Source organism: Oricola nitratireducens, from assembly GCF_014904745.1.
GTDB classification, from domain to species: Bacteria; Pseudomonadota; Alphaproteobacteria; order Rhizobiales; family Rhizobiaceae; genus Oricola; species Oricola nitratireducens.
Map to the genome: position 1 here is coordinate 64,604 of NZ_JACZCS010000052.1, position 23,700 is coordinate 88,303.

General features: G+C 60.7%; 20 protein-coding genes. 5 read left to right on the forward strand and 15 right to left on the reverse strand.

What is annotated here, in order from left to right:
• Positions 1 to 17: 17 nt before the first annotated feature.
• The 6 genes from IG169_RS23005 to rfbF form a co-directional block, all read right to left on the reverse strand.
• Positions 18 to 992, reverse strand: a complete 975-nt coding sequence (locus IG169_RS23005; RefSeq protein WP_193178615.1) for a glycosyltransferase family 2 protein — start codon at positions 990 to 992, stop codon at positions 18 to 20.
• Positions 989 to 2,131, reverse strand: coding sequence for a glycosyltransferase family 2 protein (locus IG169_RS23010; RefSeq protein WP_193178616.1), 1,143 nt, complete (start codon positions 2,129 to 2,131; stop codon positions 989 to 991). Before IG169_RS23010 ends, IG169_RS23005 begins: the two co-directional genes overlap by 4 nt.
• 77 nt (positions 2,132 to 2,208) lie before the next feature.
• The gene (locus IG169_RS23015) at positions 2,209 to 3,399 is read right to left on the reverse strand and encodes a class I SAM-dependent methyltransferase (RefSeq protein ID WP_246717535.1); all 1,191 of its coding nucleotides are present in this window, start codon (positions 3,397 to 3,399) and stop codon (positions 2,209 to 2,211) included.
• A gap of 30 nt (positions 3,400 to 3,429) precedes the next feature.
• Positions 3,430 to 4,683, reverse strand: a complete 1,254-nt coding sequence (locus IG169_RS23020) for a class I SAM-dependent methyltransferase (RefSeq protein ID WP_246717536.1) — start codon at positions 4,681 to 4,683, stop codon at positions 3,430 to 3,432.
• A 21-nt stretch (positions 4,684 to 4,704) separates the two neighbouring features.
• Positions 4,705 to 5,754 carry an NAD-dependent epimerase/dehydratase family protein gene (locus tag IG169_RS23025; RefSeq protein WP_193178618.1) on the reverse strand — a complete coding sequence of 350 codons (1,050 nt, stop codon included), beginning with the start codon at positions 5,752 to 5,754 and terminating at the stop codon, positions 4,705 to 4,707.
• A gap of 3 nt (positions 5,755 to 5,757) precedes the next feature.
• Entirely contained in the window at positions 5,758 to 6,528 is a 771-nt protein-coding gene (gene rfbF, locus IG169_RS23030; RefSeq protein ID WP_193178619.1) for a glucose-1-phosphate cytidylyltransferase, read from the reverse strand.
• 68 nt (positions 6,529 to 6,596) lie between these two features.
• On the opposite strand from rfbF, the gene IG169_RS23035 reads away from it, so the two are divergent.
• From IG169_RS23035 to IG169_RS23050, 4 genes are all read left to right on the forward strand, one after another.
• Positions 6,597 to 7,457, forward strand: coding sequence for a PIG-L deacetylase family protein (locus tag IG169_RS23035; protein ID WP_246717537.1), 861 nt, complete (start codon positions 6,597 to 6,599; stop codon positions 7,455 to 7,457).
• A 40-nt stretch (positions 7,458 to 7,497) separates the two neighbouring features.
• Positions 7,498 to 9,723 (forward strand): FG-GAP repeat domain-containing protein, encoded by a 2,226-nt coding sequence (locus IG169_RS23040; protein ID WP_210326164.1) that lies wholly within the window; start codon positions 7,498 to 7,500, stop codon positions 9,721 to 9,723.
• A gap of 215 nt (positions 9,724 to 9,938) precedes the next feature.
• Entirely contained in the window at positions 9,939 to 10,664 is a 726-nt protein-coding gene (locus IG169_RS23045) for an FkbM family methyltransferase (protein ID WP_246717538.1), read from the forward strand.
• Positions 10,665 to 10,818: 154 nt separating this feature from the next.
• Positions 10,819 to 11,880 carry an acyltransferase family protein gene (locus IG169_RS23050; protein ID WP_193178621.1) on the forward strand — a complete coding sequence of 354 codons (1,062 nt, stop codon included), beginning with the start codon at positions 10,819 to 10,821 and terminating at the stop codon, positions 11,878 to 11,880.
• Here IG169_RS23050 and IG169_RS23055 read toward each other — a convergent pair.
• Together IG169_RS23055 and IG169_RS23060 are read right to left on the reverse strand one after the other, a co-directional pair.
• Positions 11,855 to 12,985 carry an NAD(P)/FAD-dependent oxidoreductase gene (locus IG169_RS23055; RefSeq protein WP_193178622.1) on the reverse strand — a complete coding sequence of 377 codons (1,131 nt, stop codon included), beginning with the start codon at positions 12,983 to 12,985 and terminating at the stop codon, positions 11,855 to 11,857. The two genes, IG169_RS23050 and IG169_RS23055, sit on opposite strands and share 26 nt — an antisense overlap.
• The gene (locus tag IG169_RS23060) at positions 12,985 to 13,425 is read right to left on the reverse strand and encodes a hypothetical protein (RefSeq protein ID WP_193178623.1); all 441 of its coding nucleotides are present in this window, start codon (positions 13,423 to 13,425) and stop codon (positions 12,985 to 12,987) included. Before IG169_RS23060 ends, IG169_RS23055 begins: the two co-directional genes overlap by 1 nt.
• A gap of 313 nt (positions 13,426 to 13,738) precedes the next feature.
• Here IG169_RS23060 and IG169_RS23065 point away from each other — a divergent pair, with 313 nt between their 5' ends.
• Entirely contained in the window at positions 13,739 to 14,980 is a 1,242-nt protein-coding gene (locus IG169_RS23065; protein ID WP_193178624.1) for a polysaccharide biosynthesis/export family protein, read from the forward strand.
• 72 nt (positions 14,981 to 15,052) lie between these two features.
• Here IG169_RS23065 and IG169_RS23070 read toward each other — a convergent pair whose 3' ends face one another.
• The 7 genes from IG169_RS23070 to IG169_RS23100 all read right to left on the reverse strand — a co-directional run bounded on the left by IG169_RS23070 (position 15,053) and on the right by IG169_RS23100 (position 23,563).
• Positions 15,053 to 16,297: a phenylacetate--CoA ligase family protein gene (locus IG169_RS23070; protein ID WP_193178625.1), complete on the reverse strand. Its 1,245-nt coding sequence runs from the start codon at positions 16,295 to 16,297 to the stop codon at positions 15,053 to 15,055.
• Positions 16,298 to 16,328: 31 nt separating this feature from the next.
• Positions 16,329 to 17,153, reverse strand: a complete 825-nt coding sequence (locus IG169_RS23075; protein ID WP_193178626.1) for an ABC transporter ATP-binding protein — start codon at positions 17,151 to 17,153, stop codon at positions 16,329 to 16,331.
• An 81-nt stretch (positions 17,154 to 17,234) separates the two neighbouring features.
• The gene (locus IG169_RS23080; RefSeq protein WP_193178627.1) at positions 17,235 to 18,533 is read right to left on the reverse strand and encodes an ABC transporter substrate-binding protein; all 1,299 of its coding nucleotides are present in this window, start codon (positions 18,531 to 18,533) and stop codon (positions 17,235 to 17,237) included.
• 88 nt (positions 18,534 to 18,621) lie between these two features.
• Positions 18,622 to 19,698 (reverse strand): branched-chain amino acid ABC transporter permease, encoded by a 1,077-nt coding sequence (locus IG169_RS23085; protein ID WP_193178628.1) that lies wholly within the window; start codon positions 19,696 to 19,698, stop codon positions 18,622 to 18,624.
• A gap of 5 nt (positions 19,699 to 19,703) precedes the next feature.
• A complete protein-coding gene (locus tag IG169_RS23090; RefSeq protein ID WP_343225703.1) occupies positions 19,704 to 20,705 on the reverse strand; it encodes a branched-chain amino acid ABC transporter permease in 1,002 nt (333 codons plus the stop codon).
• A 45-nt stretch (positions 20,706 to 20,750) separates the two neighbouring features.
• Positions 20,751 to 21,563 (reverse strand): ABC transporter ATP-binding protein, encoded by an 813-nt coding sequence (locus IG169_RS23095; RefSeq protein WP_246717545.1) that lies wholly within the window; start codon positions 21,561 to 21,563, stop codon positions 20,751 to 20,753.
• Between the two features lie 20 nt (positions 21,564 to 21,583).
• Positions 21,584 to 23,563, reverse strand: coding sequence for an AMP-binding protein (locus tag IG169_RS23100; RefSeq protein WP_193178630.1), 1,980 nt, complete (start codon positions 23,561 to 23,563; stop codon positions 21,584 to 21,586).
• Positions 23,564 to 23,700 lie beyond the last annotated feature (137 nt).

Here is a 23,700-nt window from a genome sequence, read left to right on the forward strand (position 1 = left end):
TCGGAACTCCATCAATTCTACCACTTCTTGATGGCTTTTCCGGAGTGCGTCTTGCCACCAATCAATCGTCTCAGGTTGATCAGGATTTCCCGTATCAGCGTCCGGCCTTCGTGCCGGCTCCGCAGATAGTAGGATATCATCTCGGCGATACACGCCAATCGCTGATGACCGGGCAGGGGAGACCGCATGACAGCAGCCAAGCGTCCGCCGAATACCCTCCACATCGGGAACAGGAAGCGCGCGGTGTGGTTGCGGCCGGTGAACCAGACGATCCGGCTGTCATATGCCTCGCTGGCGCGCATCGAACGTCCTGGATGATCGCGCTTGTAGAAAAGGACTTCGTCAACTTCGACGAACCGGCCGAACATCAGGAGCTCCTCAAGCAGCACGGTGTCGGAAGAAATATAGCTGCCGATCAACCCGGTTTTTTCGAGCAGATCCCTGCGCATCAGTCCGTAAACGGGAATCCACAGGCCTTCTCCAACATTCTCGTCCCATGTGCCGCTGCGGTCGAATTCGAGGATGTAGTCATGAAAGCGATGCAGGCGGGCGGAAGCCGTGCCCCGGTCCAGGCCCAAATTATGGAACAGCGGCACCATTTGCCGGCCGGTCGCGTCGATCATCATCGAACGCGTATAGGCGAGCACGGCGTCCGGCGATTTGCCGACAGCTTCCAGACATCGCTCGAGATAGTTTTCGCCCCAGAGATCGTCGTGATTTGCCCAGGCGAAATATTGGCCTCGCGATAGTTGGAAAGCCTTGTTGAAGTTCGCCGCCGCACCGATATTCTGATCGTTTCTGAAATATCTAACGCGTTCATCGCGCACAGCAAATTGTCTGCAGATCCTCTCGGTTCCGTCGCTTGAACAATTATCCGAGATAATCAGCTCGAAATCACGAAAACTCTGCTGGAGGAGCGATGTAATCGCGCGCTCCAGATACTCCTCTCCGTTGTAAACGGGCAAGCCGACCGAAATAGACGGGTGCATCATATCACCTTCCCTGCGGTTTCGGAGGCGCGGTTCGATCGTGGATGGCGGGCGGGCAGGGAACCGAGTTCGGCGGGAGCCGGCACCGTTCGGATTTCGGACCGATCCTTTGTCGCAACAGGTGCAAGCCGTCCGGAATTCCGTGCAAGCAATCCGCTGACGTCGCGTATCAGACCGAGTTCGACGAGCTGTTCCGCTCCTTCGAATTTCAAGCTTCCGCCATAAGTCAGGTAGATCCGGTCTTCCCGGTCAATCGCGTTGGCATAACGCATGTATTCGGCTCCGCGCCGGTAGTGCTCGCCGCGCAATGCCTCAATCCTCACGCGCGCGGCGAAATCCGCCAGGAACTTGAAATGGCCGAATACGCAATTTTCGCGGAAGAAGGTTGCCCCGACGACGTTGTGATTGTTTTCGTATTCAACCCCGTTTCCGGAAAGAACCAGAGGGGCCTTGGAAAGGGCAGGCATTTGTTGTGGCATGAGCCGGACCAGCAGCGGCAGTAGACGTTCCGGGACAATCGGGATGAAACGATCGATCTGTCCACGGACGAAATGGGAAAACCACGTGGTGGATATTTCCCGACGGTAGGACGAGAGCATTCTCATCCGCGGGCCGCCGACGACCTCGATACCGACGATCGGTGGCGCCCAGGGTTTGCGGGGCGGGGCTCGGAAGTGATATTCGCCGTCGAAGCAGGGGGCGACGGCGAAGGGATCGGCGTCCTCTCGAAGCGTGGCTTCCTCGAGCGGGCCTTTTGGGTACATGTCGAGCATGAATCCGAAAACCGCATTGCACCCCTCATCTGCCGCTTGCTGGACAAAGGTTGCCACGGGAACGTTCGGCCAATCCCGATAGACCAAAAACTCGTCGGCATCCGCGAAAAGTACCCAGGTCGACGGCGTGACGCGCTTGTGAAACTCGTTCAGCCAATGAACCCCGAAAGCAACCGATGAGAAGCTCTCAGTCAGCCTGGTCATAACAACATCGGGCTGTTCCGACAGGTATTCCGCGGTTCCATCAGTCGATCCGTTGTCGATGATCGCGAACGCCCGCACGCCCATCGCGCGATAGTGGCGAAGCCAGGCACGAATGCGCAGGTTTTCGTTCCGCATGACGCCGAAAACGACTACCTTCTCATTCATGCTATTGATTTCGTTTATAAACGCGAGAGGCAGCATGATCGTCCTACCCGGTGTAACGGCGACGGGATTCCAAACCGTCAAGCCACCTGTACGTCCGCGGACAAGCCCAAAGCCCGCGCTGATGCTTCGATCTCGCCGCGATAAAGCGGGTTCATGATAATTATCGACTGGATCGGCATGTCACGCAACGCCTCAGGAGAAAGAACCGGAGTGCCCGTGCCCGGAGCGAAGCGACCCTGCTTGTGCGGATTCACGTCGATGATCGCGCGGATACGCTCCGCGCCCGGGACAGTGTTCACGAATGTTATTCCCTTCGATCCTCCGCCCCAGATGACCGTCATTTGGGGATCGCGCTCAGCGAGGTAATTTCGCCAGTGCGCGACCTTGTCGCGATAGGAGCGGTCGAAATCATCGACGAGCGTCGTGATCTTGCCGCCGTCGACAAGCGCCCCGGTCCGAGGCGTAGCACTCGGCTTCACCTCGACGTAGAGATACTGTTCTCCGAACGAGGTGCCCGCATCCAGGATATCGAATCCTGCGGCCTCGCATGCTGCGCGCAAAGAAAGCGGTGTAAAATAGGATACGTGCTCATAGATGAGATCCCAGATACCGAGGTCACGCAGTGTGTAGAGGGCGTTGGGCACTTCGAAATAGAACACGGTGTCCGGTCCGACGCCGGGGTGTGAGCGGAGTCCCCGCAGGAACCGGACCGGTTCGGCGATGTGCTCGACGACATGGCGGCACGAAATGAAGTCCGGTTTCAAATCCGGATAGTCGTCGCCGAACCAGTCGTTGACGAAACGCACGCCGGGAATGTCGTCGCCGCGGTTTTGTTCGAAGCTCTTGTCGAAACCGATCCCCGTCGCGCCGCTTATCGCGCAAAGCCGCTTGAGGAAATCCCCTTTGCCGCAACCGATGTCGACAACCGTCTTGCCGGCAAGCGCATAGGTGTCGCTTAGCCGCTGCGTCAAATCCTCAACGAAAGCGACGAAACGCGGCGAATAGTGCAACGAATTTTCGTAGCTCTGCGTATAGCCGATCCGGTCTTCGTCGAAGGCGGCGTTAAAGACATGCGTGCAATGGCGGCAGAAGGTCGTCGCAAAGCGGCCGGTGTTTGCTGCCCGCGCTGATGTCGCATCCGGGTGCAACGCGTTGCAAAGCGCGGGTACCGCGTCGGAGGCGACCGAGTGCATCAGGTCGCGACTGCCGCACACCGGGCAATCATCGCGTTCTGCGTCGAGCGGCGCGATGGCCTCAGCTGCTTGCATGCGTGTCATTGCTTCGCCTTTCAGGGCTCGTCAAACGATCCGCGGTACGGGAACCGGAACGATGAACTTTCCGCCGCGTGCGCGGTACTCGGATTGCTGTTCGAGGATTTCGTCGACGAAATTCCAGGCCAGCAGGAGGACGTAGTCTGGCTGTGCCTCGAGGAGCGCTTCCGCCGGACGGATCGGCAGATGCTGGCCGGGCATGTATTTGCCGTGCTTGTGGATGTTGCGGTCGACGACGAAATCTACCAAATCGGGCCCGATGCCGACGGTATTGATCAGCGTGGCGCCTTTGGCTGCGGCGCCGTAGGCGGCGATCGAGGCGCCCTCGGACTTAAGCCGGTGCAGGAGCGCCGACAGGTCTCGCTTCAGCGTGTCGACCTTTGTCGAGAAGTCACGGAAATAGCCGATCGAGTCAATGCCACGGGCGGCTTCGTGAGCGAGCTGGTCCTTTACGCTCTCCCCGGTGCGCTCCCGCGGTTCGACAAAGAGCCGCAATGAGCCGCCGTGAATCGGCAAGTGCTTGATCTCGTTGAGATACAGGCCATGACGGCGGAACAGCTTGTCGAGCGCCGTGACCGAGAAATAGCACAAATGCTCATGATAGATCGTATCGAACTCGCAATGTTCGATCAGCGGTTCGATATAGGGAGCCTCGATGACCGCAACACCGTCGTCTTTCAGAAGCCGGGCAATACCCGCGACGAAGTCGTTCGTGTCAGCGACGTGGGCGAGCACGTTGTTGGCGTGAATGACGTCCGCCTGAATTCCGTTGCGCTGCAGCTCATCGGCCAGGCTGAGAGTGAAAAACGAACAGGACGTCGGCACTCCGATCTTTTCGGCGGCCGCCGCCGGGCCGTCGGCGGGGTCGATCCCGAGGACCTGGATGCCGGCTTCGACATAATTTTTCAGCAGGTAGCCGTCGTTGCTCGCCAGTTCGATGACGAAACTTTCGGGGCCGAGGTTGCGGCGCGCGATGAGATCGAGGGCGTTTTCACGCGAGTGTTTCAACAACGCCGGCGAGAAAGACGAGTAATAGGGATAGGCGTCGGCGAACAGGATCTCCGGACTGACCGTCTCGGTGATTTGCGGAAGCCCGCAATCCGCACAAAATGCCACCTCGAGTGGGAACAACAGCTCCGGCTTCTGGAGATCCGCATCCGTCAGGAGGCGATCGGCGAGCGGGGTGTGGCCGAGATCAAGAAAGGTCTCGATCTTGCTGCTGCCGCAAGACCGACAGGTCTGTTCGGTCACGGAATTGGCATTCACACGCATCATGTTCATCGTCGTTCTCCAGGCCTGAACTCAGACTGCGATCGCCTCGGCTCGCTCGGGAACACGGCGGAGATCTTCATCGAGTTCACCGTCGCGGATCAGTTTCTTTACATGGGAAATCCGCTTGAAGCGCTCGCCCTCGAACTCATCCAGGGAGAGGTTGCTGTCGCAGAACGCTTCATAAAGCTGTTCCACGCCGCGGCGCGCCGTCCATTGCGGTTTGAAGCCGTGCAGCTTGCGGGCGATATAGTTGCAGTCGACCCTGTAGCACCGTACGTCCGGGCTGGCGTCCGGCGCGTACTCGACATGGCTGTTGGGGACAATCGCCTTCACGATCTCGGCGAGTTCACGGATCTGGTAGTTTTCCGTCGTGAGGCCGACATTGAACGCTTCGTTGTGGACGATATCGCGATCGGCTTCGAGGGCTGCCGTGTAAGCCCGCGCGATGTCCTCGACATGAACGATCGGGCGCCAGGGCGAACCGTCGCTCTTCAGATAGACCTGACCCGTCGTGTAGGCCCAGGCGGTCAGGTTGTTGACGACAAGGTCGAAGCGAATGCGCGGCGACATGCCGTAAGCGGTCGAGGCACGCAGGAAGGTCGGGCTGAACTTCTCGTCCGCCATCGGCGAGACGGCGCGCTCGACATTCACCTTCGAGACGCCGTACGGCGTAACCGGATTGAAAGCCGCATTCTCGTCAAGAAAATCCTGGCCGGCTGCACCGTAATTGCTACAGGACGACGCATACAAGAAACGCTTTACGCCAGCCCGTTTGGCGAGCGCGGCCAGGTTCACGGAAGCCTTGTCATTGATCTCTACGGTGAGATTGGGCTGGTAATCACCGAGGGGATCATTGGAAAGGCCCGCAAGATGGATAATCGCATCGAAACCGACGACGTCGTCGATGGTGACATCGCGAATGTCTTTCTCGATTGTCGGCGTTTCCGCAAGTGTTCCGGTGAAGGTACAGGACCGGAAGACGTCACTGTCGAGACCGGTAACGTCATGGCCGCGCTCGAGGAGCATTGGTGTCAGGATTGCGCCGATATAGCCACGATGGCCAGTCACGAGTACCTTCATAAATCAACTCCACGTTTTCCAGGGTGCATCGCCGCTTTCCCACAGCGTCTGCAGAAGATGTTTCTCACGCAGCGTGTCCATGCATTGCCAAAAGGACTCGTGCCGGTAGGCCATCAGCTGGCCGTCGGCCGCAAGCCGCCGCATGGGGGCGTGTTCGAACATGACGTCGTCGCCGTCGATGTAGTCGCCAATTCCGGGTTCAAGCACGAAGAAGGCGCCATTGATCCAGCCTTCGGAGGCCTGGGGCTTTTCCGTGAATTCGACCACGCGGTCGCCGTCGAATTCGAGATGGCCGTAGCGGGCGGACGGACGTACTGCTGTCATCGTGGCGAGCTTGCCGTGCGACTTGTGATAGGCGAGAAGCTTGTCCAGATCCACGTCGGACACGCCGTCGCCCCATGTCAGCATGAAGGTTTCGTCGCCCATCCAGTCGAGCAGCCGCTTGATGCGGCCGCCTGTCAGCGTCTTGAGCCCTGTTTCGACCAGATCGACGGACCAGTCCGGAATGGAATTGGAGTGACGTTTGACGTCGCCTGTCGCGGAATTGATCGTCAGGCTGCCGTTTAGGGCGATGTAATCGGTAAACCACCGCTTTATGTACTCGCCCTTGTAGCCGAGCGCGATGGCGAAATCGCGATGGCCGTAGCGGTAGTAGTGCATCATGATGTGCCACAGGATCGGCATTGATCCGATCTCGACCATCGGCTTTGGCCGGAGTTCTGTTTCCTCCGCCAACCGCGTTCCGAAACCACCTGCTAGGATGCCTACTTTCATGAAGTCTTCCCACTCGAATACACAGGGTCTTCACTGACCATAATTTCAGTTATCATGCGATATCAGCGTTGAACAACGCTAGCGAACGGATGATGAAAGCGCCGATGTGGAACTTCAGACGGACCATTTGCACTATGCTCGACAATCGCATGCAAGAGCGGCTTAAGCCGTTTGAGGTAGACGATTGGAAATCCTCAGCCGTAATATTTGCGCCACATCCGGATGACGAAACTCTCGGCTGCGGCGGCGTCGCTGCCAAGAAGATTGCCGCAGGCGCGCAGGTCCGGTTTGTTTTCGTTACCGATGGCGCCGCATCCCATCCCGGCCTTATGACTCGCGAGGATTTGCGGAATACCAGGGAGGCGGAAGCGCAGGAAGCCGTCCGTCGCCTCGGGGGGGCATCCGAAGATGTTACGTTCCTGCGTTTTCCCGACGGAGAGGCGAGCCAGCACATCGACGAGATGGCCGAAGCGATCGCTTTACTGCTTGACTCATGGCAGCCGCGAAGCGTGTTTGTAACGCACGCCAAGGAGCCGCCGCCGGACCACATCGCCGTCAACGCAGCCGTCGGGGCTGCGCTTCGCGAGCATGGTCGTCCCGTGACGGTTTACGAGTATCCCGTCTGGTACTGGTATCACTGGCCGTGGACAAGCATGTCGGGCGACATGCCGTATATGCAGCGTCTGACACTGAAGCAGACGATCAAGACCGCGGCCGGTTGTCGTGCGCTCACCACGCTCAACAGGGTGGCGTATGTCGGCGATGTGATCGAGGTGAAGCGTGACGCTCTGGCGGCGCATGCGTCTCAAACGGAACGTCCGGAGAATCAGGATGACTGGCAGACACTCTCGGATTTGTCCGGCGGCGATTTCGTCAGGCGGTTGCTGGCCGACCACGAAATGTTCACTTGCTACGACGTCAACGTCTAGCGCGTCCGGCGCTTTCGGGCGCTTGGTCTTCCTCTTGGCGATGGCACTCCTTACGGCAAGCTGCGACGTTGCCCATGGCGACGCGGACGGCGTGGAAAATGTCGATACAGGGCTGATTTTCGAAAGGAAGGAAATCGCCGATCAGGCCGGAGACGTGAAGCTGGTCGGAGACATGGATGGCGACGGGCTGCTCGATCTCGTTCTCGGCGGCAGGCCATCGGAACCGCTGTCCTGGTGGCGCTGGCCCGATCTGCGCCGGACCACGATCGCAACCGCGGCGGTCGAGTTCACGACTGACGGAGTGTTGTCCGATGTCGACAGGGATGGCGATCCCGACATCGTGACCGCCGACGGGCCGGACGGCGTCAACCTTCTCTGGTTCGAGAATCCCGGCCCCGACAGAGACCCATCCGATGGTTCCGCCTGGAAGCGCCATGAAATCGGAACGATCGGGAGTTGGGGCAAAGACATCAAAGCGGCCGATTTCGATGGCGATGGACTGCCGGACATCGTCGTGCGGGCACCGGACGCGGTGATGATCTTCTATCAGGAGGCGGGCGGGGGCTGGACCCGCATTGGCTTGCCCCCATTCGACCTGGGCGAGGAAGGAATGGCGATCGGCGACATCGATGGCGACAGCGACACCGATCTGGTCCTGCACGGCGTTTGGGCGAAGAATCCCGGCGGAATTACAGCCCGCGACCCTGTCCGGTGGAGCAGCTACCGGATCGGGGATTTCAATCCCGCATTCAAGGCATTTGTCACCGACATCGATCAGGACGGTCGGGCCGACGTCCTGACCTCAAGTTCGGAGCATACCGCGGACGTGACCTGGTTCCAGTCAGTGAAGGGACCGGAAGGAGACTGGGTCGGCCATGTGATCGAACCCTCGGTGCCGGGCGCCCATACGCTTCAGGCCGCTGACATGGACCGGGATGGCGACACGGATGTGGTGGTCGGCCAGATGCACACGACCGACAAGCGCGAGCTTGCGGTCCTCTTTAATGTCGATGGACGGGGAACGCGGTGGGTGCGACAGGTCATCGACAATGTCGGTCTCCACAATGGTGTTGTCGCCGACGTCGACGGGGATGGCGATTACGACATCTACGGTGCGAATTGGACAGGCAATCCGCCCGCCAGGATCTGGATCAATCAACTGAACCCTTCCGCGAAGGCAATTCGGATAGACCGCTGGACGCATCAACAGATTACGGACAAGCATGTCCGGTCCTTCGGACTTTCCTTCGCGGACATGAACGGTGACGGCCGGATCGACATCGTCTCGGGGCCGTACTGGTACAGGCAGCCGGCCGGTAGCTGGAACGTCGAGTGGGAACAGCACAAGATTGCCGAAGCTGTAGATTCAATTGCGGTTCTCGATCTGAACAAGGACGGTCACCCGGAGGTCGTCGCACAGCGAGGCGCGGAGAGTGGGCTGGATTTCCTGTGGCTCGAGGCAGGGGATGAAGAAGGAGGCACCGTCAAAGAGCATCTCGTCGGCGAGGTGCCGGCCGCCAGTCACTCACTGGGATCGCAAGGGCGGGCGCTGGCGCAGATCGTGAAAGGCGGATTGCCGGAACTCGCCGTCTCGAGTGGCGGCGGCGTGTTCTATTTCGAGGTTCCTGACGATCCCGCAGCGGGGCCGGGGCCACGAATCCGGATCTGCGCCGAAGCCTCCGACGAGGGGATCGCCTTTGGCGACATGGATGGCGACGGGCTGCTCGATCTTGTCGCGACGACAGGCGAGGCGAAAGAGGTCGCGTGGTGGCGCAATCCCGGCGACGGTTCGCCCGACTGGGAGCGCCGAGAGATCGGAAAGGTCCCTGAAATGGTCTTTCCGGACCGGGTGGCGATCGCCGATTTCGACGATGACGGCAATATCGACGTCGTTGTCACCGAAGAGAACGGCAATCCGGACGGTGCCAGGGCCTATTGGTGGCGCAACCCCGGCGACGCCTCGTCCGGCTGGATACAGCATGAAATCACGTCACGCGGCTCCCTCAACAGCCTCTCGGTGGCCGACATGACCGGTGACGGCAGGCCAGATATCGTGATGGGTGAACATCGCGGCGAATTGCGTTTTTCGATCTGGCACAATCTCGGTGGAGGCCGGTTTGTCGAACAGCAGGTTGGCAAAGGTTTCGAGAGTCATCTTGGTGCCCAAGCCGTCGACCTCGACGGCGACGGAAATCTCGATATCGTCTCGATTGCGTGGGACGCGCCCGAGGCCATCCACGTCTGGCACAATGACGCGCGCCGCTGAGCAGCCCTGAGGCCCGCGATGCTTCATCCATGAGGCGTGGAACAGCACCGATTGGAGTACTCGCCGGTCCGGAGATCGGGATTGCCTCCGTCCTATGACCGGGTGGATCGTAAACGCAGGGTTTGCGATGCTGACAAGCATGTTCGGGCCGCGTTTCGGGTCTATGCAGCGAATGAAGGATGAGCCGCGTGGGAATCGGGACAAGGCTTCGCAGTATGTTTTCGGATACGCAGGTCGTTTCCGGGGGCGATGCCGCCGGTCTGAAACTGGTTGCGCGAGGTGCCGATCCCAATTTCGCGCGCGGGACCTATGAGCTTCCGGTCCAGCATGCGATCACATCGCAAGTGATGCCAGGCGACGTTTTTTTCGACATTGGCGCCAATATCGGATTCTTCTCCATTCTTGCCGCACGTTGCGCTGGGACAAGCGGGCAAGTCTACGCCTATGAACCGGTGAAGCGTAACGCCGATGCCATTGTCCGCAGCGCCGCGCTCAACGGGCTGGACACGATCCGGGTATTCAATGAAGCCGTCGGCGCGATGACAGGGCGCGCGGACCTGTTGCTGACGCGCCATATCGGTGGCGCGGCGCTCGCTTCCGCGGACGTACCGCCCGACATGACCGGACGTCTGGAAGTCGATGTGACGACTCTCGACGACTCCATTTCCCGGCATGGGCTGAGGCCGCCGTCGCTGGTCAAGATCGACGTTGAAGGCGCCGAAATCGACGTTTTACGCGGCATGACCGGAGTCCTGCGCGCGCACAGGCCGGCGGTTCTCTACGAAGTCGACGATGCTACGCGCGAAGGCCTGGATAGCAAGGCGCGTCAGATCGCATCATTTATGGAATCGGCCGGCTACGCTCTAACCCATATGCCGGCTGCATATGCGGACAGTGACTGGCAGGTCGTTCACATATTCGCGCAGCCGGAAACCCCATGAGAGTCGTTTCGGCAAAGGCTTTGTGGCCACGGCGGGCGAGGGCGTGTTGCCCGCTGCGGGGCGTGTGCCAAGCGGAGACGAGGGCGGGACTGGTGCCTGTTCTGTCGATACGGCGGGCTCATAGAGCGATTGCGGCTTAACGGCGGTTGAGGAGGTGGCTATCCGACGGGACGATCATTATGCCGCGCTTGACGGTCTGAGGGGAATTGCAGCTCTATCGGTCATGATGTTTCATATCGGTCGCTGGCTTGGCGTGCCCGGACTGGCGACCAACAGTTACCTGGCGGTCGATTTCTTTTTCTGCCTCAGCGGTTTCGTTTTGACATTGGCTTATCAGCGCCGTTTCGACAGCGGCATGACAACCATTCATTTCATGATTGTTCGACTTAACCGCCTAATGCCCCTCGTCGTACTCGCGACGCTGATCAGCGCAATCTATGTCATGCTGCGTAGCGTCGTGCTGCTCGATTCGATCTCCTTCTCGGAACTCGGTATCGCGACAAGCCTTGGACTCCTTGGAATACCTTTTCTCGGGGCATCGGAGTCGATCGGCGGGCCTCAGGTGTTTCCGCTTAACGGACCCCAATACACGCTGTTTCTGGAGTTCGTCGTCAACTTTTTCTGGGTGGCGACCGGAGGTGTCAGGCGCCTTCTGCCGGCTCTGGCAATTGCTGCCCTTGGGCTGTCTGGCCTTGTCTGGTTCGGCATTCTGGCCGGAGACATCGGGGAAACCTTCCTGACCGGCTTTCCTCGCGTTCTCTTTTCGTTTTATTTGGGGATCTGTGTCTTCTACGTCGATAGACATGTCGGAAGGACATGGCGGCGCGATACGCTTTTCTGGGCGAGCTGCGCGGTAACGGTTGGCATTTTCTTCATTCCCGTAACATTGCCATTTCCCATGCAATTGCTCTGGGTTGCGACCCTGTCGCCTACGATTGTTTTCGCAGGCGCGGGCATATCCCTAAATCCGCGCGTCGCGCGCCCCGCGTTGTTGCTCGGCGCTCTTTCCTATCCGATCTACATCCTTCATTATCCGGTATTTTGCTGGGTGAACGGGATTTACCAGGTCGTGATGAAGCGCCCCGATGCACTGATCGAAAGCATTCTCTTGTTTGTAGCCGTTCCCGTCGCCGGTTTTATCGCGCTGCAGGTGTTCGATGAACCTGTCCGCCGTGCGCTGAATGTCAGGTTTAGTCAACGGCGGCAGGAAGCCTAGGGATCGTTCCACAGGCCATCTGCCGGCACAGCGCTCCGACGTGTTCCGCGATTGCCAGCGACGACGTCAGCCCCGGTGACTCGATGCCGAAGAGATTGATCAATCCCGGCGTCGACGTGTCGATCACGAAGTCGGACGGGTCGAGACCGACGATTTTGGTTCGAATGCCCGAATAGTCGGGATAAAGCGAACCGTCCGGCAGATCCGGCCAGTAACGCCTGACTGCGGCGTAGAACGGGTCCGCGCGGGTTTCGTCGACGGTGTAGTCGATCTCGTCCACCCATTCGACATCAGGGCCGAAGCGGGCGCGCCCGGCAAGATCGTAGGTCAGATGCACGCCGAGACCGCCCTGTTCGGGAACGGGATAGATCAGCCGCGAGAATGGCGCCTTGCCCGCCAGTCCGAAATAGTTTCCCTTCGCGTAGCGGATGGCTGGCAGGGCGCCTGGATCCATGCCGTTGATCGATGCCGCGATTTTGTGTGCGTTGAGACCGCCGGCGTTGATGACTTGGCGCGCATGAACCGTCACCGGATCGGCGCCGCCAATGTGCAGCGTCACGCCTTTTTCGTCGATCTCGCCACCGGCGACGGGGGAGCGGAACGCGAACATCGCCCCATGCGCCTCGGCATCCGCCTGCAACGAGACCATGTAGCTGTGCGAATCCAGAATGCCGGTGCTCGGTGATAGAAGCGCCGCGGTTGCCGCCAGAGCCGGTTCCAGCTTCTGGACGGAAGAGGCCTCAAGAACTTCGAGGTCGTCCGCGCCGTTTGTTTCGGCACGACGGGCGATCTCCTCAAGGACGCCGCGCTCGCGCTCGCTGGTCGCAACCACCAGCTTGCCGATCCTGCGGTGCGGCACCGCCCGTTTCGCGCAGTAGTCATAAAGAAGGCGACGACCGGCTTCGCAGAAACGGGCCTTGGCGCTTCCCGGCGCGTAATAGAGGCCGGCGTGGATGACTTCGCTGTTCCGGCTCGATGTTTCGCTGCCGATGGCTGACCCGGCTTCAAGGACGATGACGTCGCGCCCGGCCATGGCGAGCGTTCGCGCGATTGCCAGACCGGTCACGCCGGCGCCGATAACAACGCAGTCCAGATTGTCCGGCATCAGTGCTCCGACAGGCGTTTTTCCTTCGAGAGGGGTTGTACGATGCCCGCCGCGGCGTCGGAAGCCTCCTTTTCCAGTCGCCTGAACCAGGCGGCCTGCGCTTCAAGGATATCCTTCCGCTCGGAGTAGCGCATGATGGTGTCCGTCAGATCGTTGATCCGCGTGGAGGAATTGTCGCTTGGGCCTTCGTTTTCCTCCGCCTGGCATGCGAAAGCGGCATCTGCTTCGGCCTGTTCGTAGCGTGTTTGCAGTCCCTGTATTTCGCTTTCGGCCTCGGCTGCGAGTTCCCTGATCAATTCCAGAAGCCGTCCGAAGCGCGCCTCGTCGGTGTTGCGGTCGCGCTGGCGGTTTCGCACCCTGAAATTCGTGAAGAGATTCATCGCGTTGCCTTCATACTGGTTCGTTCCGGGCGATGCCGCGCAAAGCTCATGCTCCGTCATCGACCGGCAATCCAAGGAAATTGAACGATTTTCGCTGCAATCGCAAAATGACGAATAGGCGTAGACGTCGTGTGGCCCTCACCTGCGACGCCGTTCTTCTCCGATCGGTATTGCCTGGCGTTTCCGGATGCCGTTGGCCCGCTTGCGATATGCCATAAGGCGTAAGCCTCGCACAAAAGCGGTGCATTCATCCGGCCGGCTCGACCTTTTCCCGGATTGCCGGTCATGGACACGGCTGGCACGATGGCCGCGATCAGGGGGGAGAGACATGTCCCATTTTTTGCGGATGGCCCTGCGAAATCCATCATGGCGAATGCTGGCTGTCACGAGCGCGATCGCATCCGGCGTTCTCGCGTTGCTGGCCTGTGCGTCTGCCGCCTATGCCGGCGGCAACCGGACGGCTCCGGTTGGCCCGGGAGACATGCTCCAGATCGCCGTGTTCGGGGAGGAGAACGTGTCGAACGCGCTGTCGGGGCGATTCCCGGTCGAGCAGGACGGTACGATCTACTATCCGCTGCTCGGAACGATCGATGTTTCGGGCAAAAATGCGATCGAGATCGGCGATATTCTGGAGAAACGCCTCGAAGGCCAGCTTCCCGTCAATCTGTCCTCGGTCACGATCGCCGAGTTTGCGCCGGTTTACCTGATGGGCGAGACTGTCTCGACCGGGGCGTTTGCCTACGAGCCGGACATGACCGTCTTCGATCTTGTTCTTCGGGCGGGCGGCGTATCGCGCCAGGAAGCGTCGGAAAACGCCCGGCTGTCGCTGATGCAGGAGACGAAGTCGCTCGAACTCACCGGGTTCTCTCTCGACGTACAGAAAGCGCGGCTCACGGCGGAACTGAACAGCAAGGAATTCGATCCCGCTCCATTCGCCGATGCGTCTCTGCCGGGCGCTGACAGCATCGTGGCGGCCGAAGCATCGATTTTCGATGTTCACAAGCGCGCCTGGGAAGCGCGCCAAAGTACATATGAAGCGCAGAAAAAGGGCTACGATCAGGAGATCGTCTCGGTCGGCAAGGGCATCGAATTGCATGACGAGGAAGTGCGTCTGCTCGAAGATCAGCTGGATGCACGCAAGACCCTGGCTGACAAGGGATTCGCGGCGAATTCCACTCTGACCGAGCTGAAGCGCCAGCTGACCGCCGCGCGGCGCGATTCACTTGAGTTCCAGACGGCTCTCTTCCGCGCCCGGCAAAACCGCATAACAGCCGATCGGGATTTCTCCGAAGCGAAGATCCTGCTCGACACGCAAAACGTGGAAAAACTGCGCGAGGCCGAGGTTGCGCTTGAGCAAAACAAGATCGCGCTGGCATCCGCGAAGAAACGTCTCGCGCAATTCGAAACTACGGCGAACGCGGCCCAAAACGCGCTTGGGCGCAACCCGATCTACACGCTAATCCGGCACAAGGGCTCCGATTACATATCCAGTTCCGTCGATAGCTTCGCGAAGCTGGAGCGCGGCGACATCATCCGCGTATCGTTTGCGGAAACAGGGAGCAGCGTAATACAGGCCGGGGATCCGGTTCAGCCGACCGCGCGGTTGACCCAGTAATTTTCTGCCAAGCGGCGGACACCGCCGTGGCCATGCCGCAGTTCTCCGGGATTGGCCCGGTTTCGGCACCCGTTATTTGGAATAATCCCGCCGGTCGTCGATCACTTTGCCGTCGTTAGGCAGCGAGGAGGAAATCTCGACGGCGCCCTTCAGCTTGGTGTGGGCGATCAGCGCGGCGTTGAGCGCCTGCGTGTCCGGCGCCGCGCCATCCGACGGCTCGATCATCAGCGTCATCGCGTCGCTGTCGCCGGCGCGGTCGACGACGAGGCGGGCGCGCGCGATACCGGGCACCGACTTGACGATGGCATCGACCTGCTTGGGATCGACGAACATGCCCTTGACCTTGGTGCGCTGGTCGGCGCGGCCCATCCATCCCTTGATGCGCATGTTCGTGCGCCCGCAGGGCGACGGTTCGTCGAGCACGGCGGAAAGATCGCCGGTGCCGAAACGGATCAGCGGATAGGCCGTGTTGAAGGAGGTGACGACCAGTTCACCGACCTCGCCCGCCGGCACCGGATCGCCGGTTCCCGGACGCACGATTTCGACAATTATGTTCTCGCTGACGATCATGCCCGGCAGGGCGGCGCCGTCATGGGCGCTTTCATAGGCGATGACGCCGAGATCGGCGGTCGCATAGGCCTGCATGACGTTGACGCCGCGCTCGGCGTATTCGGCGCGCATCGACGGGAACAGCGCGCCGCCCGAAACGATCGCCTTTCTGATCGACGACAGGTCGTGGCCGGTCTCGACCGCCTTGTCGAGCATCACCTTCAGGAAGTCAGGCGTGCCGGCATAGGCATCGGGCTTCAGGAAAGCCGCAGCCTCGACCTGTTGTTCGGTATTGCCGACGCCGGCCGGAAACACGCGGGCGCCCATCGCGCGGGCGCCTTCGTCGAGGATGAAGCCGCCAGGCGTCATGTGATAGGCGAGCGAATTGTGGACGAGATCGCCTCTGCGGATGCCCGCCGCGTGAAACGCCCGTGCCGCATGCCAAGGGTCGATGCCGGGGGGCTGCGGTTCCCATACCGGGCCGGGCGACATGAAGACGCGGCTGCCGTCGAGGCCTGCCGGATCGGCGAAGCCGCCGAAGGGTGGCTCGGCAGCCTGTGCCTCCATCAGTTCGGGTTTGCGCAGCACCGGAACGTCGGCGAGCGCCGTGCGCGAGGTGAGGGCGCGCGGATCGACGCCGGCAAGCCGCTTGCGCCATCCGGGGGCCTCGGCGACGGCGTGCGCAAGGAAATCCGGTAGCCGCGCGAACAACGCCTTTTCCCTTGCGGCGGGATCGCGCGTTTCCAGTTCGTCGAAATGCTCGCTCATCGTCTTGTCCGTCGCTGAGATATCTTGGTTGTCATGCCAGCCAGCGCTTGCGGCGCTTGTAGTGTTTGACGTCCCGGAACGACTTCCGGCCTTCGCCGGCGATGCCGAGATAGAACTCCTTCACATCCTCGTTCTCGCGCAATTCCTTCGCATCGCCGTCCATCACCACGCGGCCCGATTCCAGGATGTAACCATAGGTGGCGTAGCGCAGCGCGATATTGGTGTTCTGCTCGGCGAGCAGGAAAGTGACACCCTCCTGGGCGTTGAGATTGCGCACGATCTCGAAGATCTCCTCGACCAGTTGCGGTGCAAGCCCCATCGAGGGTTCATCGAGCAGGATCGTCGTCGGCCGCGACATCAGCGCGCGTCCGATTGCGCACATCTGCTGCTCGCCGCCCGACGTGTAGCCCGCCTGGCTCTTGCGGCGCTCTTTTAGCCGCGGGAAATAGGTGTAGACCTTCTCGAGGTCGCGGTTGATCGCGGTGCGCCCGTCCGTCCGGGTAAAGGCGCCGGTCATCAGGTTTTCCTCGATGGTGAGGTGGCCGAAGCAGTGACGGCCTTCCATTACCTGGATGCAGCCCCGCTTCACGAGTTCCGACGGCGAAAGATTCTGGATTTCGTCGCCCTCGAAGGTGATCGATCCTTTCGTCACCTCGCCGCGTTCGGCGCGCAGCAGGTTGGAGATCGCTTTAAGGGTCGTCGTCTTGCCGGCGCCGTTCGCGCCGAGGATCGCGACAATGCCGCCCCGGGGCACGCTGAGCGACACGCCCTTCAGCACGAGGATCACGTGATTGTAGATCACCTCGATATTGTTGACCGTGAGAAGCGGTGCGGTGTCGTCGACCTTCTGAAGCATGTCGGTATTCCGGCCTTGCTGTTGAGCCTTGTTGGAGAGGCCCGGCGGCGAACCGCCGGGCCGGGTTTCGTCACGCGCGGATTACTTGCACTCGCGCGGGGTGATGTTGTTTTCCTTGGCGAAGGCCTCGGAGTCTTCCATCGCCAGCTTGGTGACGAGGTCGCGGTTGGACGGGATGAAGTCGGTGATCGCATTCCACTTCTTGGCTTTTGCGTCCCACTGCTGGACGAGCGCCGCACCAGAACCGCCATGGTTTTCGCAGGTGACGTGGACTTCCGGACCGAATTTCGGCATGCCGAGCGCTTCCAGCGTGGCGTTGGTCACGTCGAGCGCCTCCATGCCGTCACGCATTTCCGCGGCGGTGATGTCGTTGTGGCCCGACAGTTCCTGCGCTTTCTTTGCAGCCTCAACGGCCAGCATCGCCGCGTACATGCCGCGGTTGTACTGAACCGTGCCGAGGTTGGTGCCGTCACCGGCGGCCTTGCCGGCATCGACGACATACTTCTTGATGTCAGCGAAGACAGGGTATTCGGTGCCGACGCCGGTAAAGTTCAGCGACTTGTAGCCGTCTGCGCCGTCACCGGCCGGCAGCACGTCCTGCTCGGAGCCCGACCACCAGATACCGATGAAATGATCCATCGGGTAGCGGATATTGGCGGCTTCCTGGATGGCGACGGAGTTCATGACGCCCCAGCCCCACATGAAGACGTAGTCGGGTCGCTCGCGGCGGATCTGCAGCCACTGCGACTTCTGCTCCTGGCCAGGATGGTCGACCGGGATGAGCGTCAGCTTGAAGCCCATTTCCTTCGACATCTCCTCAAGTGTGCGGATCGGTTCCTTGCCGTAGGCGGAGTTGTGATAGACGAGCGCGATCGACTTGCCGTCGAGGCTGCCGCCTTCCATGTCGGCCGCATGTTTCACCGCGATGGTCGCGCCATCCCAGTAGTTGGCCGGATAGTTGAACACCCACTTGAAGATCTTGCCGTTCATTGCCGAGGTACGGCCATAGGCCATGGAGTGCAGCGGAATGCCGTCGGCGGTCACCTTCGGGATCAGCTGGTAGGTGATGCCGGTCGACAACGGCTGGTAGATCAGCGCGCCGGTGCCGATGTTCTTGGTAGACTCGTAGCACTCGACGCCTTTTTCCGTGTTGTAGCCGGTTTCGCATTCCGGATTGTCGATCTTTACGCCGCCGATGCCGCCGTCGCGCTCGTTGATCAGCGTCAGGTAGTCGGCATAACCGTCGGCGAACGGGATGCCGTTCGGCGCATAGGGACCGGTACGGTAGCTGAGCGACGGGAACACCAGATCGGCCATGGCCGGCCCGGCGCTCACGACGGCAGCGACGGCTGCGGCCATTGCAATTTTCGTCAGTTTCATGTCGTTCCTCCTCCGATTAGTCGACATATTTCCCGGGGATCCGGGCTCCTCCCTTTCGAAAAAGGGTTTGCGCGTTGTTGCCTGCCCGTCAGTAGGGGAAAGGCCACAGGCGCAATTTCTCCTTCGCCAGCCGCCAGAGCTGCGCGAGCCCGTGCGGTTCAACGATCAGGAAAAACACGATCAATCCGCCGATCAGCATGATCTGGATGTGGGCGGCGACATCGGTCGGCCAACCAAGCGATCCGACGAACAGGTTCTTGAGCAGGACCGGCAGCAGCACCAGAAAAGCGGCACCGAGAAACGAGCCGAGGATCGAGCCCAGGCCGCCGATGATGACCATGAACAGCGCCAGGAAGGACTTGTCGATCCCGAACGCTTCGGTGACTTCCGCCGCGCCGAGATAGACCGAAAAGAACAGCGCGCCCGCGACGCCGATATAGAAGGACGAGACCGCGAAGGCCGACAGTTTTGTTTTCAACGGTTCGACGCCGATGATCTCGGCGGCGATGTCCATGTCGCGGATCGCCATCCAGGACCGGCCGACGCGCCCGCGCGTCAGGTTGCGCGCAAACCAGGCGAAGATGAACAGGATTGTCAGACAGAACAGATAGGTCGCCCAGGGCGCGGCATTCGGACCGGTGACGGCGATGCCGAACACGGCGCGTTCGGGCGCGGTGATCTGGCCCGACGCGGAATAGTTGTAGAACCATGCGAACTTGTTGAAGACCCAGATCAGGAAGAATTGCGCGGCAAGCGTCGCGACGGCGAGATAGAAACCCTTGATGCGCAGCGACGGCAGACCGAAGATCATGCCGACCAGCGCGGTCACGCAGCCCGACAGCAGTACGACGAAGAAAATGTTGAGATCCGGGAAGGCGGTCATCAGCTTGTAGCAGGCGAATGCGCCCACCGCCATGAAACCGCCCGTGCCGAGCGAAACCTGGCCGCAATACCCTGTCAGGATGTTGAGGCCGAGTGCCACCAGCGCCCACACCAGCAAGGGCACCAGAACGGACTTTTCCCAATAGGAATCAATGAAGAAGGGCACGACGAGGAAGGCGAACGCCATTGCTGCCCAGAACAGGATGCGTTCCGACTTGATCGGAAAGGTCTGATTGTCTTCCCGGTACGTCGTCTTGAAATCACCGGCCTCGCGGTAAAGCATGGACGTCAAATCCTCTCGATGATCTTTTCGCCGTAAAGACCCTGCGGGCGGAACAGCAGGAAGGCGAGCGCCAGCATGTAGGCGAACCAGTTTTCGATCGCGCCGCCGACCAGCGGGCCGATGTAGGCTTCTGCGAGTTTCTCGCCGACGCCGATGATGAGGCCGCCGACAATGGCGCCAGGGATGGAGGTGAAGCCGCCGAGGATCAGCACGGGCAGGGCTTTCAGCGCGATCAGGGAGAGCGAGAACTGCACGCCCGACTTGGCGCCCCACAGGATGCCCGCCACCAGCGCGACGAAGCCGGCCAGCGACCAGACGATGACCCAGATTCGGCGCAGCGAAATGCCGACCGAGAGGGCGGCCTGGTGGTCATCGGCCACAGCGCGCAGGGCGCGGCCGGTGGCGGTGTATTGCGAGAACAGGGACAGCGCCACGACCAGCGCCACCGCGATGATCGCCGCCGACACGTCGAGCGTGTCGATATACATCCCGTAATAATCGCTGCCTTGCGCCGCCCATGTCGCGGTGAGGTCTTCCCACCAGAACGAACCGCCCGACGGCAGGCCGACATCCATCGGCTTGATGTCGGCGCCCCACATCAGGTCGCCGAGGCCCTCCAGGAACCAGGCAAGGCCGATCGTCGCCATGAACAGGATGATCGGCGCCTGGTTCACGAGATGCTTGAGCACCAGCCTCTCGATCAGGAACGCCAGCGCTACCATGACGCCCATGGTGAGGATTAACGCCAGGATGGTCGGCATGCCGGCGCCCCAGTGCAGTATCTCGACACCAAAGATCGCTCTTATGAGATGGGCGAACGGAACCTGTCCGGTCTGGAAGCCGACGAGCGTGAGCGCGGCGAAAAGCGCCATCACCCCTTGCGCGAAGTTGAAGATGCCGGATGCCTTGAAAATCAGCACAAAACCGAGCGCCACAAGCGAGTACATCACGCCGGCCATCAGGCCGTTGAGGAAGGTCTCTATGAAATTGAGGAAATCCGGGCTCACGGCGTCTTGCTCCCGTCGGTCAATGAAAGGGCAGGCGCTTGCTTCCTATTCATGCGGCACCCCCAGATAGGCATCGATGACGTCCTGGTTGTTACGGACCTCGTCGGGCGGGCCGTCGCCGATCTTGCGGCCGTAATCGAGCACCACGACCCGGTCGGACAGGTCCATGACGACGCCCATGTCGTGCTCGATCAGAGCGATGGTCGTGCCGAATTGCTGGTTCACGTCGAGGATGAAGCGGCTCATGTCCTCCTTTTCCTCGAGGTTCATACCTGCCATCGGCTCATCGAGCAGCAGCAGCGCCGGTTCCGCGGCAAGCGCGCGGCCGAGCTCGACGCGTTTCTGCAGGCCGTAGGGCAGGCTGCCGACCGGTGTCTTGCGAATGTGCTCGATCTCGAGGAAATCGATGATCCCTTCGACCGCTTCGCGATGCTCGATCTCCTCGCGTTCGGCGGGACCGGCCCACAGGCCGTGCCAGAACATGTTGCGTTTCTGCAGCGTGATACGGCCGGTCATGATGTTGTCGAGGGTCGACATGCCCTTGAACAGCGCGATGTTCTGGAAGGTGCGCGCGATACCCTGGCGCGCAGCCTCGTGGGGACGCATGCGGCTGCGGGTCTTGCCGCGAAACGTGATGACGCCTTCTTGCGGGTGGTAGAAACCGTTGATCACGTTCAGCATCGAGGTCTTGCCGGCGCCGTTCGGCCCGATGATCGCCCGGATTTCACCCTTCCTGACATCGAACGAGATGTCGCTGATCGCCTTCACGCCACCGAAGGACAGCGAGATGTTATCGACTTTGAGCAGGTCGCCGCCCGTTGCGATTCCATCGTCGGCGCGCAGCGTGTGCCGCGACATGTCTTCGCGAATATGCACATTCATTCGGCGGCCTCCTTATGCGCGGAATTCACCGGTATGAGTTCCATGTCGCGGATTTCCACGGTGGCCGTAATCTTGCCCTTGCGGCCGTCCTCGAAGGTGACTTCGGTCTCCACGTATTTTTCCTTCGAACCGTCATAGAGCGCCTCGATCAGCGGCGCGTAACGCTCGGCGATGAAGGACCGGCGGACCTTCTGGGTGCGGGTCAGTTCGCCGTCGTCGGCGTCGAGCTCCTTGTGCAGGACGAGGAAGCGGGCGATCTGCGAACCGGCGACCATTTCCTCGTTGGCAAGATCACGATTCACCTGCGCGACATGCTCCTCCATCATCGCGTAAACGCGCGGATGCTGCGCCAGTTCCTGGTATGACGCGTAGGAAATGTTGTTTCGCTCCGCCCAGCTGCCGAGTGCGGTCAGGTCGATATTCAGGAACACGGCGCAGAAGTCGCGTCCGTCGCCGAAGGCCACCGCCTCCTTGACGTTGGGGAAGAACTTGAGCTTGTTCTCGATATATTTCGGCGCGAACAGGCTGCCGTCGTTCAGTTTGCCGACGTCCTTGGCGCGGTCGATGATCCTGAGATGACCCTCATGGTCGAAGAAACCGGCGTCACCGGTATGGACCCAGTTGTCGTTGGTCTTGGTCGATCGCGTCGCCTCGTCGTTGAGGTAGTAGCCGACGAAGACGCCCGGCGAGCGGTACATGACCTCGCCGCTCTCTTCGATGCGGATTTCGACGCCGGGCGAGGGGCGTCCGACCGTATCGGCGCGGATCTCGCCGTCGGGCTGGGCGCTGATATAGACCGAGGCTTCGGTCTGGCCGTAAAGCTGTTTCAGGTTGAGGCCGAGCGAACGGTAGAAGCGGAAGATTTCGGGGCCGATGGCCTCGCCAGCGGTATAGCCGACGCGCATGCGCGAGAAGCCCATGCGGTTTTTCAGCGGGCCGTAGACCAGCAATTCGCCGATCCAGTATTTCGTCCGGTCCCAGAGCGCGACCTTCTCGCCGTTGAGGATCGGTTCGCCGACGCGGCGTGCATGCTCCATGAAATAGTCGAACATGCGCTTCTTGAGAGGGCTCGCGTCTTCCATGCGCACGATTACCGCGGTCAGCATCGTCTCGAAGACGCGCGGCGGCGCGAAGAAATAGGACGGCGCGATCTCGCGGCGGTCGCTGTTGACCGTTTCCGGGCTTTCGGGACAGCAGACGCAATAACCGGCGACATATGCCTGCGCATAGGTGAATACGTGGTCGCCGACCCAGGCAAGCGGCAGATAAGCGAGAATGGTGTCGTTTTCGGTCAGGTGATCGAAGGAGTTGCCATTGCGCGCCGAGATGACGAGGTTGTCGTAGGACAGCATCACGCCCTTGGGCTTGCCGGTCGTTCCCGAGGTGTAGAGCATGACCGCGATATCGTCGCCCTTGCCGGCCACGACGTTTCTGTTCCATTCGGCGTCACCCTCGGCGGCGAGCAGTTCGCGCCCCGCATTCTGGATCGCGTCGATCGAATGCAGGTTCGTGTGATCGTAGTCGCGCATCCCGCGCGGCTCGTCATAGACGACCTTGTGCAGGTCCTTCAGGTCGTCGGTCATCGACAGGACCTTGTCGACCTGCTCCTGGTCCTGGCACACCGCGAAACGGACGCCGGCATGGTTAAGCACATAGACCATCTCTTCGGCGACCGAATCCGCGTAAACGGGGATGGGAATGCCTCCGAGCGCCTGAACGGCGGCGAACGACCAGTAGAGGCGCGGCCGGTTCTGGCCGACGATGGCGACCTTGTCGCCAGCCTTTAGGCCGATCGCCTTGAGCCCCATAGAGAAAGCGCGAATCTCATTGGCCAGATCGGCCCAGGTCCAGCTTTTCCAGATGCCATGGTCCTTGTGCCGCATGGCAGTCCGCGTTGTGAAGCGTTCCGCATTGAGCAGCAGATATTGCGGAAAGGTCTCAGGGGCGTGCGCCCCCGTCCGGTCCGAAGACGGCATGTAACTTATATCCTCCCTTGCCCCGGACACTATCCTCCTGTGTCCGGGAACCGGCTGGCGAATGGATCGCGCTCCTCAACGCGCATCCGCTAGCCGGTAGCAGTCAAGTCCAAAGCATGGCCTTGTTCAACTGCGAC

Excerpts from the sequence above, each read along its gene's own strand:
- IG169_RS23005 (WP_193178615.1), bottom strand. The coding sequence starts at position 992 with ATGATGCACCCGTCTATTTCGGTCGGCTTGCCCGTTTACAACGGAGAG.
- IG169_RS23010 (WP_193178616.1), bottom strand. The coding sequence starts at position 2,131 with ATGAATGAGAAGGTAGTCGTTTTCGGCGTCATGCGGAACGAAAACCTG.
- IG169_RS23015 (WP_246717535.1), bottom strand. The coding sequence starts at position 3,399 with ATGCAAGCAGCTGAGGCCATCGCGCCGCTCGACGCAGAACGCGATGAT.
- IG169_RS23020 (WP_246717536.1), bottom strand. The coding sequence starts at position 4,683 with ATGAACATGATGCGTGTGAATGCCAATTCCGTGACCGAACAGACCTGT.
- IG169_RS23025 (WP_193178618.1), bottom strand. The coding sequence starts at position 5,754 with ATGAAGGTACTCGTGACTGGCCATCGTGGCTATATCGGCGCAATCCTG.
- rfbF (WP_193178619.1), bottom strand. The coding sequence starts at position 6,528 with ATGAAAGTAGGCATCCTAGCAGGTGGTTTCGGAACGCGGTTGGCGGAG.
- IG169_RS23040 (WP_210326164.1), top strand. The coding sequence starts at position 7,498 with ATGGCACTCCTTACGGCAAGCTGCGACGTTGCCCATGGCGACGCGGAC.
- IG169_RS23045 (WP_246717538.1), top strand. The coding sequence starts at position 9,939 with ATGTTTTCGGATACGCAGGTCGTTTCCGGGGGCGATGCCGCCGGTCTG.
- IG169_RS23055 (WP_193178622.1), bottom strand. The coding sequence starts at position 12,985 with ATGCCGGACAATCTGGACTGCGTTGTTATCGGCGCCGGCGTGACCGGT.
- IG169_RS23060 (WP_193178623.1), bottom strand. The coding sequence starts at position 13,425 with ATGACGGAGCATGAGCTTTGCGCGGCATCGCCCGGAACGAACCAGTAT.
- IG169_RS23065 (WP_193178624.1), top strand. The coding sequence starts at position 13,739 with ATGCTGGCTGTCACGAGCGCGATCGCATCCGGCGTTCTCGCGTTGCTG.
- IG169_RS23070 (WP_193178625.1), bottom strand. The coding sequence starts at position 16,297 with ATGAGCGAGCATTTCGACGAACTGGAAACGCGCGATCCCGCCGCAAGG.
- IG169_RS23075 (WP_193178626.1), bottom strand. The coding sequence starts at position 17,153 with ATGCTTCAGAAGGTCGACGACACCGCACCGCTTCTCACGGTCAACAAT.
- IG169_RS23080 (WP_193178627.1), bottom strand. The coding sequence starts at position 18,533 with ATGAAACTGACGAAAATTGCAATGGCCGCAGCCGTCGCTGCCGTCGTG.
- IG169_RS23085 (WP_193178628.1), bottom strand. The coding sequence starts at position 19,698 with ATGCTTTACCGCGAGGCCGGTGATTTCAAGACGACGTACCGGGAAGAC.
- IG169_RS23095 (WP_246717545.1), bottom strand. The coding sequence starts at position 21,563 with ATGTCGCGGCACACGCTGCGCGCCGACGATGGAATCGCAACGGGCGGC.
- IG169_RS23100 (WP_193178630.1), bottom strand. The coding sequence starts at position 23,563 with ATGCCGTCTTCGGACCGGACGGGGGCGCACGCCCCTGAGACCTTTCCG.